Source organism: Sulfurimonas crateris (genome assembly GCF_005217605.1).
Classification (GTDB): Bacteria; Campylobacterota; Campylobacteria; order Campylobacterales; family Sulfurimonadaceae; genus Sulfurimonas; species Sulfurimonas crateris.
This window is the reverse complement of sequence record NZ_SZPX01000007.1, coordinates 91,312-107,425: the sequence shown is the minus strand read 5'-3', so window position 1 is coordinate 107,425 and position 16,114 is coordinate 91,312. Positions and strand designations below refer to the sequence as shown.

The following is a 16,114-nucleotide window of genomic DNA, read 5'->3' as shown; positions in this document are numbered from 1 at the left end:
AGGCTAATTATAGCCTAATATTCTATGATTTCCTTTGCTCTTGTGTCCGCTTTTACGTTGTAAAATCGGTGAAGTTCATCTACGGCTACTTTAGCCATAATATCCCATCTTCCCTCTTGCGGTAGTTCAATTGCGTCAAATGTGTAGATGCCGTTTTCTACTTTTGGATTGATTAGCTCTTGATCATGTTTATGGTTATTTGGTCTGGTCACAACCACTTTTATTTGAGCGCTATTTACAGGATTAGAGTCAAGGTCGCTCACTCTATATTTTATAGTGCTGCTTTGTGTACTGAGTCCGTCTGTTATATACTCTACTTTATATTTTTTGTTAAATGCTATAGCAGATTCTAAAATATCGTTTGCTTTTTCATCAGCCTCATGATAATCCATCATATAGGTATCACTCTTCTCGACCGGAAGTGTATTTGCTACAACTATTGTAGCGACACATGCGCCAAATATAAAAATTATTGAAGCACCTATCGCGTATGGCCAGATCCTGCCGTTACTTAGATTCATTTTTTTGCCTTCTGATGTATAGTTTTCTTTTAATATAAAGAAATATACCATAAATGATAAAACCGTAGAACAACACTTTTACAAGAAAAATGCTGGTCTGGTTTGCGTTTCCAACAGCATTCTCAAGCACTACACCCTTGCTCTCTGCAACCTGCTCTGCAATATCTGCATAGCCGTTAAACATAGAACCTGCATACTTTCCTAAAAGCTCGCCCTCTTTAGCCTTTTGAGCAAGTAGGGGTAAGATAGTACCGCCGCTGCTCATATCACTAAAATCCATATTCAAAAGTGCGATAATAAATGCCTGCACGGGTGATGAGATTGGGCTTAATACCTGTTTTTTGTCAAAATACTCATATAAAGATCTCTGATTTGCATAGATATCGACTTTTGAATCCATTTCAGAGAATGTAAGTAGAATCGTAGGAGAATTGAAGTCTTTTATCAACTCTTTCTCATAATCCACTATATTCATGTTTTTTGGCAACTCTTTTAGCATTACAAGTCTTAGAGAGATCCCAGTTTTTTCATGAAGTTCCGAACCTAATTTCTCAACTTCTATGTTAAATGCAGGATTAAAAATAAGTTCATCTTTATATAAATATTGTGCAGAGAGTGCAGTATTTAAAAGCAGTGCTACTATGAGGGCTTTAAGCCCTCTTGAAAACTTCAAAGAAATTTCCTAGCCGATAAAAAGATGATTCGGTGTTAAAACCGCGTAAAGAGTATAAAGAGCCATTACAACTAAGCCCCATGCAATTATTTTATCCATAATCTCAACTCCTTACTTAACATCTACCAAATGATTAGCGTTATCAACGCTCTTCATTTGTATAAGATGCTCATCTTTAATATCATAAAAGTTTGTCGCACTAGTGTTTTGAACATTTACAGCCCAAACTGATAATCCAACCAAAATAGCCAAAAGCAAAACAGTTGCTATTAGCATTCCGGTTATACCGTCGAGAGAAAATATACTTCTATTATCATTCATCCCTGACTCCTTATTTACTTATGTTAGCAATATAAGCACCAACAGCTTCTTTTTGCTTATCGTTAAGTCTATCAAACTTAGGCATAGTACCGATTATACCTTTTTTACCATATGTAAGAACATTGCTAACTAGTGCAATATCGTAATCTCTGATATTTGGACTCATGCCTTCGATTCCTCTACCGTCTTCACCGTGACACATAGCACAAGTTCCTGCATAAATGTCAGCACCCTTGCCTGTGAAACCGTTTGCTACATAAGCAGAAACAGTATCTATCTCAGCATCTGTGATCGGAGCATAACCAGAGTTAGCATTCATTAGACCGTTACGATCAGGCATAGGCATTTCAAAGCCTAAAAGCTTGTTGTTTGAACCGTTCTCTATTACAGCCTTGATTGACGCTTCATCCATTCTAATATTTAAATTAGCCGCTTTTCCGTCAATGCCGTCTGCACTAAGACCGTGACAAACTTTACACTCAGCCAAGAAAACAGACTCACCCATCTCTACTAATTTGTCGCCCGTAATATCTTTGTATTTAGCTTCAAATTTTGCATTGTGAACAGCAACGTCTTCGTTATACTCGCCAATTTGTGAATATGCATTTACAGGATAACCTATTGTAAAATACCACATACCCCAAACCATTGTCAACAAAAACATAACTGCCCAACCAGTCGGAACGCTGTTTTTATATTCGCCTATTCCGTCCCAGTTCTCATCAGCAAGCTCACCAGTCGCGCTATCAACTTGCATCTGACGAACATACTTAATTACGACGAAAACAGTAATAACTACTAGTGCTATCGCCCCCGTAATCGCAAGTATATTGACGATATCATCATTTAGACCGCCTTTTGATCCACCGACGGATAAATACGTCAGTATTAACATTAAAGCAGTAAATATGATTCCCCCAAGATAAAGCTTATTCATATCTTTCTCCTATTTCTCTTTGTCATCAGACTTAGGCGATACCGGAGCATCGTCTAAATCATCTTTAAGTGCCATATCACTATAACTCTCATAATCTACCCCATCAACATCTTTTTTCTTGGTATAAAGATGGTATATGTAACCATACAATGCTACCACGAGAAATATCGTTAATGCAAAGTATCCATAAGCTTGTATTTGTGCTATATCCACTACAAACCTCTACTTGAGACTATTCATATATGCAATTAATGCAACTATCTCAGGAATCTCGCCACGTGCCACAGCATCCTTGACATCTTGATCTCTCATATCTGCTGCAATAAGTTTTGCCTCTTCTAAAGCTATAGCATTTGCTTCAGCAACACTTCCGCCCATCTTTACAACAACGCTGGAGCCGTCTTTCATAGGCACCGGCTGGTTGTAAGGAACTGAGAAGTATTGTGCAACAGTCAACTGTTCTGCATATGCAGTATCAATATCAGCTTTATTTGTAAACATCCACTTATACGCAGGCATAATAGAGCCAGGAACAACTGAAGCAGGATCTTTCATGTGATTTTCATGCCAGTCGGTAGTTCTATAGTTACCTACACGCATCAAATCTGGTCCTGTTCTTTTTGAACCCCATAAAAATGGTCTATCATACGCATACTCACCGCTTAGAGAGTAGTGACCATAACGGTCAGTCTCTGATTTAAACGGACGAACAAGCTGTGAGTGACATGCATTACAGCTGTTTTTAATATAAACGTGACGGCCTGCTAACTCTAAAGTAGAGTATGGAGCCGTACCGATTACGGGACGAGATGCTTGAGCAAAGTTTGGAAGAATTTCAACCAGACCTGCAAAAGCAATTGTTACGAATACACCTACCGCAAAAAAGAACGGATGTTTTTCTAACCAATGAAACATATTAAATCCTTTCTATTAAGCGCCCATAGGCGATGCATTTTGTAGCTCACGCTCTTCAACAGGGCGAGCAGACATAGTTTTATATATGTTATATGCAAACATTAAGAAACCGACTAAATAGAGTAGACCACCAATACCACGAATAGTGTAGTAAGGATGTAAAACAGTAACCGTGTCAATGAACGAGTAAGCTAAGTTACCAAACTCATCGTGAGCACGCCACATCATACCCTGAGTAATACCTGCAATCCACATAGAAGTGAAGTACAGAACAACACCGAGTGTCTGGATCCAGAACTGCGCAGCCATTAAAGATTTAGAGTATATCTCACGTTTAAACACACGCGGAGCCATATGGTAAAGTGAAGCCATAATCATAAAGCCGACCCAACCAAGAACACCGTCATGAACGTGACCAACGATCCAGTCGGTAAAGTGTGCTATCGCGTTAACTGATTTAATTGCTTGAATAGGACCCTCTAATGTTGAGAACATATAAAAAGTCGAACCTAAAATCATAAACTTAATCAATGGAGATGAAGCAACTTGTTGCCACTCACCCTTCATTGTAAGAAGCATGTTGATAGCAGAACCCCAAGACGGAAGAATCAGAATTACAGAGAAAATTGAACCCATTGTCTGCATCCAGTCAGGAACCGTTGAATAGAGAAGGTGGTGTCCGCCTGCCCATAAATAAACAAACATTAATCCCCAGAAAGAGAGAAGTGATAGTTTATATGAGTAGATAGCCTGACCTGACTCTTTTGGTAAAAAGTAGTAGATCATCGCAACGATAGGAACCGTAAAACCAAATGCAACCGCATTGTGACCATACCACCATTGAACAAGCGCATCATTCGTACCTGCATACATAGAAACAGAGTGATACCATGCACCTATGCCGGATTCACCAACTGCTGATGTTCCAAGCATTGTAGGAATAGCCATATTGTTGAAAAGATAAAGCATTGCTATACCTAAGAATGTAGCAATATAGTACCAAACAGAGATATATAATGACTTCTCACGGCGAATACCAATAAGTCCAAAAATACTCATACCGAATATTACCCATACAACTACCACGCCAATATCTATCGGCCACTCAAACTCAGCATACTCTTTTGAAGTCGTAACACCTGCAAAAAGCGAAACTACAACTGCTGCGACAACAACTAGATATAGCCAGAAGTGTATCTTACCTAGTGCCATCAAAAACTTTGACTCCGCCATAGATACTTTTAATACACGTTGACCAACATAATACCAAGTAGCAAAAACACCACTTAGCGTAAAACCAAATATTACTGCATCTGTATGCAGCGGACGAAGACGACTAAAGTTAGTATATTCAGCCAAGCCCTCTCCAAGAATTAAATTAACTCCCGGATAAGCAAGTTGAAACGCTAAGATTACACCGATGAGCATACCAACAATCCCTAAAACGATCGTTGTGAACATGAACATCTTTGCAACTGTATAGTCGTACTCTAATGGACGATTCTCCATATATAGCCTCCTTAAAGATTCAAAGCAATTATGTCTAATTAAATTAACCTAAATTTATTAAACTAATTAACATTAGCATAGTAACAGTATAAATGTTTAAAATTTCTTAAATAATGACATTTTCTAGACAAAGTTTATAAATTAATTAACTGTCTGTTTACAATTAACACTAAATTAACATTATGCTGTTATTGGAAGTGGGCGTGGGGAGGGGTTTCTATCTCTTTATTAAAGATAGAAACTCATTGAAGATATACCTGCTCTCTTTTGGTCCGGGGCTGGCTTCGGGGTGATGCTGAACTGAAAAAATAGGAGCATTTTTATATCTTAAGCCCTCTATAGTATTGTCAAATAGATTCATATGTGTAACTTCTGCAACCTCTACAATATTCTGCGGAACATTATAGTTATGGTTTTGAGCCGTGATCTCGACTAATCCTGTCTCTACGTTCTTAACAGGTTGATTTCCGCCATGATGCCCAAATTTAAGCTTATATGTATCATATCCGTGTGATATAGAGAGTAGCTGGTGTCCTAAACATATACCAAACATTGGTACTTTTGCATCTATAAGCTTTTTGATCTGCTCTTGCTCGTGCTTAAGTACAAGCGGATCGCCAGGACCGTTTGATAAAAAAACACCGTCGATCTCTTTTTTGTTGTATCTATCTATAAGAGTCTCTGCGCTAAAGTCATTTGGAATCACCTCAACACCCATTTTAGCAGCTACAAGCTCATTTAAAATATTTCTCTTTACACCAAAATCTAAAACTACTATATTTGCTTCCGCTGCAGGTGCTGCGTTGTACTCAAACTCTCTATCGTTGTAGACAGACTGAGTGTGCTTATATGAAGTTTTTGTACTTACCTGCTCTATGTAATTGACATCCTCTATTCTAGGACTGCTCTGCAGAACTTTTTTAAGCTCATCTTTGTCGCTTATCTTTGTCGATGCTATCATCATCATAGCACCCTCACGTCTTAGCATCTTTGTAATATATCTTGTATCAACATCACAGATACCCATAACATTCTGCTCTTTTAAAAAGTCTGCAAGTGAACCCTCTGCTCTAAAGTTAGAGTATCTCTGCTGATATTTTCTGACGATCATACCTTTTGCATGAGCAGCCTTGCTCTCCATATCTTGAGAGTTTACACCCACATTTCCTATCTCAGGCATAGTAAATGTAACAAACTGACCTGCATAAGAGGGATCTGACATAATCTCCTGATATCCGCTCATAGAGACATTAAAAACTATCTCTCCAACCACTGTATCTTCTGCACCGAAGCTGTTTGCCTCTAAAAAAGTTCCGTTTTCAAAATATAACCAAGCTTTTTTTAAATCACTCATACTCACTACTCCATGCCTCTTTTTGAAAGTTCTTCTCTGTAGAGCTTCTCATATAATATATCAAACTCGTCTGTTCCGGGAATATATCTTTTTTTGTATGCTCTTATCTTGTCAATTATAATATTGTCAAGCTCTGAAGCTTCCGTAATAAATGATGTGATCGCGTTATAAATAATATTTTTTATACGGTTTTCCGTAACATCAAAATGAATAAGATCCTCTTCGTAAAGTTCATCTAAAATCTTGTGAGAGATGTCGGAGTATCTCTCTTCGTAGTTTAGAAGTATGTCAAACTCCGGAGCCAATTTCTTTTTGATCATAAAGAAGAGCTGTCTCTCATCTACAAGATTAAACTCTATCTCCTCTTCATTTGCTTCACATATCTCATGGACTTTCTCTTCAAGAGCCATCTCCTGCTTAACATTGTGCAGCAGTATCTTCTCAGCCTCTTTAGCTATAGGCTCAAGACCTTTTGTCATCGTAACAACACCACTTTTATTTAAATCAATTGCGATCTTATTGGCTATATGAGGTATAGTTTTAAGTGATATTTTCATCGATAGACCTTACTTGTTTAGAATTAAATTTTTGTATTTTACAATAAGTAAGGTTAGTTTACGATTAGAAAAAAGTTATTTTGACAAAACTGTGCCAAGCTTTCTTAGCTGTTTGCGTTTGAGTCGAAGTACTCTTCAAATATACTTTTTGTAAGCGGCATGGAGAAGTGATACCCTTGAAGTATATCGCACTCCTCTTTGATCAGAAACTCTTTTTGCTGCTGTGTCTCTACTCCTTCTGCAACTATCTTCAGGTTCAAATTTTTGGCAATATTTAGTATTGTTTTTACCATATTTGTGCTCTCATTTGAGTCATTCAACTCAAATATGAACGACTTGTCGATTTTTAGCTCATCAATTGGGATCTGACGCAGATAGCTAAGAGATGAGTAGCCTGTACCAAAATCATCCATGGAGAAACGGATACCGCATTTTTTCAACTTGTTCATCTTCTCTATTATGATAGATACATCTTCGGCGACGCTTGTCTCGGTCATCTCAAATACTATTTTCGATCTTAGCGTATCGCTTAGATACTCTTGGCAGAGCCTCTGCACATCATCTATAAATGTTGTATGAAATATCTGTCTCATACTTATATTGATAGAGAACTGCTCTAACTCAATCCCTTTTTCTTCCCAATTCCTAAATGTTTTAAATGCCTCTTGAAGAATATAGTAACCAAGTTCTATTATCATCCCCGTATCCTCTGAGATCGGTATAAACTCATCTGGAGGTATAAAGCCGAGCTGCTCACTGTTCCAGCGAGCAAGAACTTCACACCCTGTGACCTTTCCTCTTGTATTTAGCTGCGGCTGATACATAAGAGTTATCTCTTGGTTCTCAATAGCAAAGTGAAGAAGCCTCTCAATATCAAGTTTTCTCTCTATTCTGATCGAGAGTTCATCATTAAATAAAATAGCGCTGTCTCTGCCCTTTGATTTTGCCTCATACATAGCAATATCTGCCTCTTTAATCAATGTAGCTGCAGTAACCGTAGGTTTATCAATAATACTTACACCTATGCTCGCACTAATATAGAGATGATGTTCATCTACTATATATGTCTTCTTTATAGTATCAAGCAGCTTTTTTGCAAACCCTTCGGCATCTGCCATACACTCATCTTTTGACCCGGATTCGGCACTTAGTATACAGAATTCATCTCCGCCGAGTCTGGAGATATGTCCGTTGTGCTCCTTTGTGAGGGTGCCCATTCTTTTGGAGACCTCTACTAGCAGTTTATCTCCTACATCATGTCCAAGTGCATCATTGATGGTCTTAAAGTGATCCAAGTCTATAAGTATAAGATACATATATTTATTGCTATATTTTTGGATCTTTATAGCGTCTTCAAGCAGATTTATAAAGTGGCGTCTGTTTCCAAGCTTTGTAAGGTAGTCTCTATATGCCTGTGCGTGATTTTTCATCAAGTAGTTGTATGTGTTTCTTGAGCCGTAAAAAAGAACCCATGCAAGAACGAGCGTTAGTATGGCAATCACATAGGAGTAAAACTCCCCTATAAACACAAGGTAAATAGTAATAGGAAGCATTGATGAGATAAGGATTAAAATTGCTAATCTCTTTTCAGAGACAAGAATAGTAGTAGCGACCACTGAGACGCCGAGCTGGGTGAAGATCGCCAAATAGTGTAGTTCTAAGTTGTCGCGAGTGATATAGAGAATAAATATCAGTGTCCATGTAGAGAAGTAGAAAAATATAAAGTATCTTACCTTGCTTAGCCACTTCTCTTTTTGCACGATGGAGTACTCGCTGTTTGCATAAGCCTTATATAGCAAATACCCCCAGTATGAAACTCCTAGAACTAGTATATACCACAACAGCTCTATAAAATATGATCCATATACTATGCCAAATATCACGTAGGAAAAAGCGGTTGTAGAGAAGAGTGCTATAAGTACAAGGATCTGCTTATGCATAAAATCGTAGAAGTTAATATTTTTAAGCATCAAATACCCTCACACTTAATTACTAATCGATCATTCTAACTAATATTTCTTAATATAATTATTCCGACAATATTAAAGTGAGTTCCGATGCTTTTTTTGCATCCATTTTACTCAAAATAGTTCCGACTGTTTTTGGTTTAAGTGAGGAGAGTATGGCTGCTGCATCTTGCGGGCTCATCTCAGAGAGTACACCTGCCGCACTTGCCGCTTTCATTTTTGCGAAAGTCTCGGACATCTTGTCCATTTTTAGGTTTTTTATCTCTTTTAATATCTCTTCGTTTTTTTTGAGCATCTTTTTTATGGAGTTCTCTTTAGATGATATTTCTAAGAGTTTTCTCTCTACCGCTTCTTCATCTTGAGAGACTTTGGCCTCTCTTTTTACAAGAAGCTCCTCGGTAGCGGTTTTAAGAGCACTGAGCGCTTGTTTTTGCTCATCTATTCTCTCCAGCTCAACAAGAAGTTCGCTCTTTCTTGCCTTAAATATCTCTGTACACTCAAAGAGCTTGTCGCTTGTCTCCAGCGCGTCTAAAGAGGTTAATGTAAAGAGAGCGGCTATTAGTAGTTTTATCATCTTTTCTTCCCGTTGTAAGTCATTAAAGCGATCTCATCCAGATACTTAGCCTCTGCACTATTTCTCTTCTTCATCTCCTGTTTTATCTCTTCAAACTCAAGATATTGAAACTTTTCATGCTCTAGCATATCGGCTTTTAGCTGTTTTTTTGCCTGCTCAACCTGATTGGAAGCAAAACTGACCCACTCTTTGTTATGGTTTATCAACTCTCTTTGGGAATCAAGCAGTACTCTTGAAGCAAGCATCTCACCCATCTTACCGCTTTTTGGAGGTTCTACATCTTTTAAAGATCTATAGGACAACTCAAGAGCCATTGACGCACTGTTCAAGTTGCCGTTTGCTTTTTGTAAAAACTGTTCACTCTTTTGCATTGTGTTCTTTTTAAATTTAACCAATGGAGTAAAGCGTGTTTTCAAGGCATATCCTTAACTTTATTTTATAAAATTATAGTGTCTTCTCTCTCAGGAGATGTAGAAATTATACCTACTTTTGTTTTTGTAATCTCTTCTATAACTTTAACATACTCTTGCGCCTCTTGCGGAAGATCTTCAAATCTTCTAGCCCCTACGGATTTCTCCCAGCCCTTAAAAGATCTGTAAATAGGTTTTACGTCATCCAGATTTTGAGGAAGATAGTCTATCTCTACGCCGTCAAGTTCGTATGCGACACAGATCTTAACCTCTTCAAACCCGTCAAGAACGTCAAGCTTCATAAGTGCAAGCTCATCACAGCCGTTTAGGCGGCTTGCGTATCTGCATGCAACAGCATCAAACCAGCCGCATCTTCTTGCACGTCCCGTAGTTGTTCCAAATTCGTGCCCCTGCTTGCCGAGTCTTTTGCCGTCTTCACCCAGATCTTCACTTGGGAAAGGACCGTTTCCTACACGTGTACAGTACGCTTTTACTATGCCTGTCACTTTGCCTATATCTTTAGCGTTGATCCCAAGACCCGTACATGCTCCCGCACTTACGGTTGAACTTGAAGTTACATACGGGTAAGTTCCGTGATCGATGTCTAGCATAGTTCCCTGTGCACCCTCCAGAAGAACTCTTTTGTTCTCTTCATCAAGCGCTCTCCAGATCATCTGTGTTGTATCTGTTATAAAAGGAGCAAGTTTAGCCTTATACCCCTCAAGCTCATTTAAAAGCTCTGATTCATTTGGTGTCTGGATCTTCAAGATATTGAATATCTCTCTGTTTTGTTCAAAATAGCTCATGATAGAAGAGCATAGTTTTTCAGGATTTAGAAGCTCGCCGACTCTGACCCCTATACGGTTGATCTTGTCTGAATAAGCAGGCCCGATTCCCTTACCCGTAGTTCCTATTGCTTTCTCGCCTTTTAACTTCTCTCTAGCCTGATCTATCATAGCGTGATATGAAAGGTTTAGATGAGCTTTATCGGAGATAAAGAGTCTTCCCTCCAGAGCCTCAAACTGCTCCATCTCTTTGATAATAGACTCCGGAGACAAAACAACTCCGTTTCCTATTACATTGATGGCCTTCGGGTTGAGTACGCCTGAAGGAATAAGGTGAAGAGCATATCTTGTCCCGTCAACCCAGATAGTATGTCCTGCATTATGACCGCCTTGGCTTCTGCAGACCATATCATACTCACATGCAAGCCTGTCTACTATCTTGCCTTTTCCCTCATCGCCCCACTGTATACCAACTATTAAATCCGCTTTCATTTTTCCTCTTTTACTTCGCTTTTGTTTCTATTAATACATCTGTATAGATCGCAAAACCCACAGAACTAAGCTCTGAATTTTTATATCTTCCGCCTCTGGCAAAGACCTCGTTCTTATCTATTACTCTAAAGAAGAGCTCATCATAGTAGAGCATCTTCGCATAGTACATCGGTGCCAAAACACTGTTTTTACATGAAATCGCATCGCAGAGATTTTTCATCTTCAAAAGCTCTGCCTTTATCTCCTGTGGAACCATATCAAGCAGTTCATCCACCTGATGCTCATGCTGAAGATAGACAAGTTTATCTACCCAGTCAACTTTCAAGTCTAAAAACTTCTCTATATTGAGATGACGAAAATCTTCAAGTGTGAGCTCATCAAACATTGAGACCAATAGTTTTGGTATCATCATATTTGATATCTGAACAAGTGGCTTAACTTCAAGTGCATCAAAAATATCTACCGCTATATTCAGAACCGATGAGAGCTTGCTCTCGCCCATAAACTCGACACCTATCTGGTACTGCTCATCCGTCGGATAGCGAAAAACGCTCTGGATATAGAACCATTTTTTATGTTCAGTATTGCGTCCGAGTCTCTTCTCTATGATTCGCACAACATCTATGGTAGAGTCCGCTCTAAGGGAGATGGAGTTGTTGTTCTCATCGTTTACCTTGATAAGCTCTCTCTCATCCGCAATGCTTTTATGCTGATGGTATGAGAATATCGGAGTGACTATCTCTTCAAACCCTTTAGAGTACAAGATATCGCTAGCAACTTTTTCTATCTCTCTTTTTATCTTAGCACTGTTGCCGAAGTAGAGTTTTGAACCGCTAGGAATCTCATGCTCTAAAATCATCTACATACCTACTTTGAAATATTTTTCGTTAAACACTCTGTTTGCAGCGCCGTCATAAGCTCTGCGCCCAAGTTTTGCCAAAGCCAGCTCTACAGAGTTTACTACCCACGCCATCTCATACGGAGCGATCAGACCCATCTGGTTTATACGGAATATCTTGCCGTTTAGATGATCCTGTCCGCCTGCGACATTGACATCAAAATCAGTTTTTAAGATCTTTCTGATCTGAGATGCCTCTTCATCATCTATCGTAGTCATAGAGAGTGCCGGAGTTTTAGGGTATATATGAAGCCCTAAAACTTCAAGAGCAGATTTAACAGCATCTGCTCTTCTTTCTGTCTCTTCGTAGAGCTTCTCTAAACCGCCTCTCTTTTCGATCGTCTCAAGTATCTCTAAAAGACCGATAGTAAGAGTAGTAGCCGCAGTCCATGCAGTTGTGTTCTTTCTTTGAGACTTTATCTCGGTTGCAAGGTTGAAGTAGTATCCTTTGCCTGTGCCGATCTTCTCGATCGCAGCATTGCTAAGCCCTAAAATTGCAAGTCCCGGAGGAAGCATAAGCGCTTTTTGGCTTCCTGCAATAAGAGAGTCTATATTTGTCACATCAATCGCTTCTACACCTACGGCAGTGATACCGTCAGCTATGATCATAATATTTGGATTGATCTCTTTTACAGCTTTTGCGATAGACTCAACAGGATGGCGAAGACCGCCTGCCGATTCGCTTATCTGAACTGCGATCGCATCGATATCCGAGTTGGCCTTAACAGCCTCAACAACTGCTTCCACACTTACCGGAGTATCCCACTCGTTTTTGATCTCTACACTGCCAAGTCCATGAGCAACGGCGATCTTGCCGAATCTCTCTCCGAATTTTCCGGAGTTCACATTTAGGAGCGTGTTGCGGCATAAGTTTATAATAGCGGCTTCCATTGCACCGGTTCCGCTGGATGCAAGCATTACAACCTCATCACTCCCAAAAAGATTAAAAAGATATTTTCTTGTTTTTTCAAAAATAGCCTCAAATTCAGGAGTACGATGGTGCATCGTCTCATCACTCATTGCATTACGAACATTTTGAGGTACCGGGGTCGGTCCGGGAGTAAAAAGTAACATATAAAAGTTCCTAAATGGATTATGATTTAAATCCCCGCATTATATCCAAATAACTTAAAGACTCACTTTAGGGCATCTCTAATTTTATGCTAGAATTGCAGCAAAGTTTCCAAATTTCTCATCAGGCAAAGGCTTTTATGACAATATACGATTCGATAATTTTAGGCATAATTGAGGGCTTTACAGAGTTTTTGCCGATCTCTTCTACGGGACATCTAATAGTTGCCAGTGAGTTTTTAGGCATTGAGCAAAATGCTGTAAACAAGGCGTATGAAGTCATCATCCAATTCTCGGCAATATTGGCAGTAATATTTAACTACAAAGATAAATTCACGATCAAAAAGATTGATCTCTGGACGAAGGTTTTTATAGCTTTTTTGCCATTGGCTATCATTGGCTTTATCTTCTCATCCCAGATAAAAGAGCTCTTTAGCATAAATATAGTCGCTATTATGTTTATAGTAGGCGGAGTGATATTTTTGATCGTAGAGAAATTTTTCGTACATGAAGACAAACAGACGATCCATGATGTAGAAGAGGTGACGCTCAAACACTCCCTGATAATAGGTATAGCTCAGGTCTTTGCACTTATTCCCGGAACAAGCAGGGCAGGCTCAACCATAATCGGTGCGCTTCTTGTCGGCCTTAGCAGAAAAGCGAGCGCGGAGTTTAGCTTTTTGCTTGCTTTTCCAGTCATGGGTGCCGTTGCAGCTTATGATATGCTAAAATATTACCAAGATTTTACAGAAGCGAACCTCACCGTTTTAGCCGTTGGGTTTGTAACATCTTTTATCGTAGCATACCTCACAATAAAACTCTTTTTAAAATTTTTGGAAAAATTCACTTTTGTCTCTTTTGGAGTTTATAGAATAGTTTTCGGGGTTTTTCTACTGCTGATGTTCAACTAATCTCAACCCTATAATGACTCTGGAATAATATTTGCTTATTGGGGGTTATAATTTATAGGGGAACTAGATGCGTACTTTACTTATATACAACTCTAAACTAGAGACTCTTTTAACTAAAATGGAAGATGCTCTCTATAGACTAAGTCTGAAAGTTCTATAAACTCTACAGAGTCTGTAGAATTACTTTTGCCAAACTTAGTGCTTTTGCACGGTGAGAGATGCTCTTTTTTGTCTCATCATCCAGCTCGCCTAAGGTCTTATCATATCCGAGTGGAATAAACATAGGGTCATATCCAAACCCTCCATCTCCCACTGCTTTTGCCATTGCCTCTCCATACATCCAGCCGTGAACCGAATATTCACCGTCTTTGGTTACTATCGCTATGGCTGCCGTATAGTGTGCAGGCGAACTATCAAAGCCCTTTGTTTTTATAGCCTCTATTAACTTATAGAGATTATCTTTATCGGTTGCATCAGCCCCTGCATATCTTGCACTGTAAATCCCAGGTTTTCCACCGAGAACATCGACACTGATTCCGCTGTCATCCGCTAAGACTATTACATCTTCATCATCCAGAGCTTTAAAAACGGCTCTGGCTTTTATAAGAGCGTTCTCTTTAAAATCCTTGCCGTCTTCGACTATCTCGAACTCATCGATCAGTTCGCTGTAAGGAACTACCTCAAAATCCTTGTAGAGCGCTTTTATCTCTCTTACTTTCCCCTTATTGGAAGTAGCCAGTACCAACTTCACATAACATCCTTACAAATTACTTTAAACATTACTTTAAATATAAGTTTTTTTGATTTAAAAAGTTTGTGTAAACAATCTTTTCAATATAATTACGCCATTATATAATATTTAAGGTAGATAATGTTTAAAAAAGTATTTCCCCTCTCCGCGATTCTCTCTCTAAGGTTTTTAGGTCTCTTCTTAGTTTTACCAGTCATTTCGATTTATGCACTTGAGCTTGAGGGTTCAACTCCTCTTCTTGTTGGTATAGTTGTCGGTGGTTATGCGTTGACTCAGGCAATTTTTCAGGTACCGTTTGGAACAATGAGTGACAAGATAGGCAGAAAACCGACTCTGCTCTTTGGTCTTATAGTATTTTTGATCGGCTCGATCATTTGTGCGTACTCTGACAATATATATACACTTATGATAGGGCGATTTCTTCAGGGTGCAGGAGCGATAGGCTCGGTTATTACTGCGATGATCTCGGATCTGGTCGAAGAGGAGATCCGCGGTAAAGCTATGGCGATCATGGGAGCTTCTATCGCTCTTAGTTTTGCTCTTGCTATGGGGCTTGGACCTGTTCTTGGTGCCTCTTACGGTGTTGAGTTTCTTTTTATTCTTACTGCTGTTTTTGCTGTTTTGGCAATTATACTTCTCTTTACAAAAGTTCCTACTCCTCCAAAGATTAAGCACACTTACCATGCAACGTCAAAGACCTCTGACATCCTAAAAGACCCGAACCTTTTAAATATGATAGTCATCAATGCAATGCAAAAAGGTCTTATGACCATCGCTTTTGTTCTTATTCCTATTATATTAACAAGCGAGACGTTTGCTTGGGAGAAGTCTGATCTCTATATGGCTTATCTTCCTGCTATGCTTTTTGGTCTTGTTGCTATGGGGCCTGCTGCCGTATTTGGCGAGAAGTACAACAAACCAAAAGAGATATTTCTACTCTCAATAGTTCTCTTTATAGGCTCTTTTTTGATTATGGGGCTTACAGCTTCAAGCACAATTTTTGTTGTCGGTGTCGTTATGTTTTTTATAGCATTTAACATGATGGAACCTCTTGTTCAATCTATGATAACAAAGTTTGCAAAAGTTCACCAAAAGGGTGCCGCTCTTGGTATCTCAAACTCTGTTGCATATTTTGCGACGTTTGTAGGCGGTACTACTGCTGGTCTTCTTTTAGGCATAAGTGACAGGGAGACGATCGGTATCAGCGTTGCGGTAGTTGCAACTGTATGGCTGCTGTGGACTCTAAAGCTTCAAAACCCGACAAAATACTCGCATCTGTTTATTCCTCAAGACGAAGTAGATTTATCAAAGCTTCAAAACCTTGAACAAGAGCATATTGCAGAGTGGTATATAAACGACAGTGAGAAACTTATTGTTGTGAAATTTGTAAGCAGTGCGATGGATAAAGAAGCTTTAAAAGCACAAATATCTAAGTAGTCTATTGTGGACTTGCGCAAAGCACTCTAGA

General features: G+C 39.0%; 18 protein-coding genes. 2 read left to right on the top strand and 16 right to left on the bottom strand.

Translation table 11 applies throughout. The annotated features are described in order from the left end of the window. Window positions 1-14: 14 nt before the first annotated feature. The 15 genes from FCU45_RS09645 to FCU45_RS09575 form a co-directional block, all read right to left on the bottom strand. Window positions 15-521, bottom strand: a complete 507-nt coding sequence (locus tag FCU45_RS09645) for a FixH family protein (protein ID WP_137014711.1) — start codon at window positions 519-521, stop codon at window positions 15-17. Next, complete coding sequence (locus tag FCU45_RS09640) at window positions 508-1,194, bottom strand: 3-dehydroquinate dehydratase (protein ID WP_137014709.1); 687 nt, start codon at window positions 1,192-1,194, stop codon at window positions 508-510. Before FCU45_RS09640 ends, FCU45_RS09645 begins: the two co-directional genes overlap by 14 nt. 111 nt (window positions 1,195-1,305) lie before the next feature. Continuing rightward, on the bottom strand, window positions 1,306-1,515 hold the full coding sequence (locus FCU45_RS09635; protein ID WP_137014707.1) for a DUF4006 family protein: 210 nt from the start codon (window positions 1,513-1,515) through the stop codon (window positions 1,306-1,308). Window positions 1,516-1,525: 10 nt separating this feature from the next. Continuing rightward, the gene (locus FCU45_RS09630) at window positions 1,526-2,452 is read right to left on the bottom strand and encodes a c-type cytochrome (RefSeq protein ID WP_137014705.1); all 927 of its coding nucleotides are present in this window, start codon (window positions 2,450-2,452) and stop codon (window positions 1,526-1,528) included. A 9-nt stretch (window positions 2,453-2,461) separates the two neighbouring features. Continuing rightward, window positions 2,462-2,665, bottom strand: a complete 204-nt coding sequence (locus FCU45_RS09625; protein ID WP_137014703.1) for a cytochrome c oxidase, cbb3-type, CcoQ subunit — start codon at window positions 2,663-2,665, stop codon at window positions 2,462-2,464. 9 nt (window positions 2,666-2,674) lie between these two features. Continuing rightward, a complete protein-coding gene (ccoO, locus tag FCU45_RS09620) occupies window positions 2,675-3,367 on the bottom strand; it encodes a cytochrome-c oxidase, cbb3-type subunit II (RefSeq protein ID WP_137014701.1) in 693 nt (230 codons plus the stop codon). 15 nt (window positions 3,368-3,382) lie between these two features. Next, window positions 3,383-4,876 (bottom strand): cytochrome-c oxidase, cbb3-type subunit I, encoded by a 1,494-nt coding sequence (gene ccoN / locus FCU45_RS09615; protein WP_137014699.1) that lies wholly within the window; start codon window positions 4,874-4,876, stop codon window positions 3,383-3,385. Window positions 4,877-5,093: 217 nt separating this feature from the next. Continuing rightward, window positions 5,094-6,230, bottom strand: coding sequence for a glutamine-hydrolyzing carbamoyl-phosphate synthase small subunit (gene carA / locus FCU45_RS09610; protein WP_137014697.1), 1,137 nt, complete (start codon window positions 6,228-6,230; stop codon window positions 5,094-5,096). 5 nt (window positions 6,231-6,235) lie between these two features. Then, complete coding sequence (locus FCU45_RS09605; RefSeq protein WP_137014695.1) at window positions 6,236-6,787, bottom strand: DUF507 family protein; 552 nt, start codon at window positions 6,785-6,787, stop codon at window positions 6,236-6,238. Window positions 6,788-6,891: 104 nt separating this feature from the next. Beyond that, on the bottom strand, window positions 6,892-8,757 hold the full coding sequence (locus FCU45_RS09600) for a putative bifunctional diguanylate cyclase/phosphodiesterase (RefSeq protein WP_137014693.1): 1,866 nt from the start codon (window positions 8,755-8,757) through the stop codon (window positions 6,892-6,894). Window positions 8,758-8,815: 58 nt separating this feature from the next. After that, window positions 8,816-9,328 carry a MotE family protein gene (locus FCU45_RS09595; protein WP_188109241.1) on the bottom strand — a complete coding sequence of 171 codons (513 nt, stop codon included), beginning with the start codon at window positions 9,326-9,328 and terminating at the stop codon, window positions 8,816-8,818. Continuing rightward, window positions 9,325-9,744 carry a flagellar export protein FliJ gene (locus tag FCU45_RS09590; protein ID WP_246032283.1) on the bottom strand — a complete coding sequence of 140 codons (420 nt, stop codon included), beginning with the start codon at window positions 9,742-9,744 and terminating at the stop codon, window positions 9,325-9,327. The genes FCU45_RS09595 and FCU45_RS09590 overlap by 4 nt, the downstream gene beginning before the upstream one ends. A 20-nt stretch (window positions 9,745-9,764) precedes the next feature. Continuing rightward, a complete protein-coding gene (locus FCU45_RS09585; RefSeq protein ID WP_137014691.1) occupies window positions 9,765-11,015 on the bottom strand; it encodes an adenylosuccinate synthase in 1,251 nt (416 codons plus the stop codon). A gap of 10 nt (window positions 11,016-11,025) precedes the next feature. Beyond that, window positions 11,026-11,874, bottom strand: coding sequence for an ATP phosphoribosyltransferase regulatory subunit (locus FCU45_RS09580; RefSeq protein WP_137014689.1), 849 nt, complete (start codon window positions 11,872-11,874; stop codon window positions 11,026-11,028). Beyond that, window positions 11,875-12,987 (bottom strand): pyridoxal-phosphate-dependent aminotransferase family protein, encoded by a 1,113-nt coding sequence (locus tag FCU45_RS09575; RefSeq protein WP_137014687.1) that lies wholly within the window; start codon window positions 12,985-12,987, stop codon window positions 11,875-11,877. A 137-nt stretch (window positions 12,988-13,124) separates the two neighbouring features. Here FCU45_RS09575 and FCU45_RS09570 point away from each other — a divergent pair, with 137 nt between their 5' ends. Continuing rightward, on the top strand, window positions 13,125-13,895 hold the full coding sequence (locus FCU45_RS09570; RefSeq protein ID WP_137014685.1) for an undecaprenyl-diphosphate phosphatase: 771 nt from the start codon (window positions 13,125-13,127) through the stop codon (window positions 13,893-13,895). Between the two features lie 163 nt (window positions 13,896-14,058). Here FCU45_RS09570 and rdgB read toward each other — a convergent pair whose 3' ends face one another. Then, window positions 14,059-14,646 carry an RdgB/HAM1 family non-canonical purine NTP pyrophosphatase gene (rdgB, locus tag FCU45_RS09565; protein ID WP_137014683.1) on the bottom strand — a complete coding sequence of 196 codons (588 nt, stop codon included), beginning with the start codon at window positions 14,644-14,646 and terminating at the stop codon, window positions 14,059-14,061. Window positions 14,647-14,766: 120 nt separating this feature from the next. On the opposite strand from rdgB, the gene FCU45_RS09560 reads away from it, so the two are divergent. Continuing rightward, window positions 14,767-16,083: an MFS transporter gene (locus FCU45_RS09560; RefSeq protein WP_137014681.1), complete on the top strand. Its 1,317-nt coding sequence runs from the start codon at window positions 14,767-14,769 to the stop codon at window positions 16,081-16,083. Window positions 16,084-16,114 lie beyond the last annotated feature (31 nt).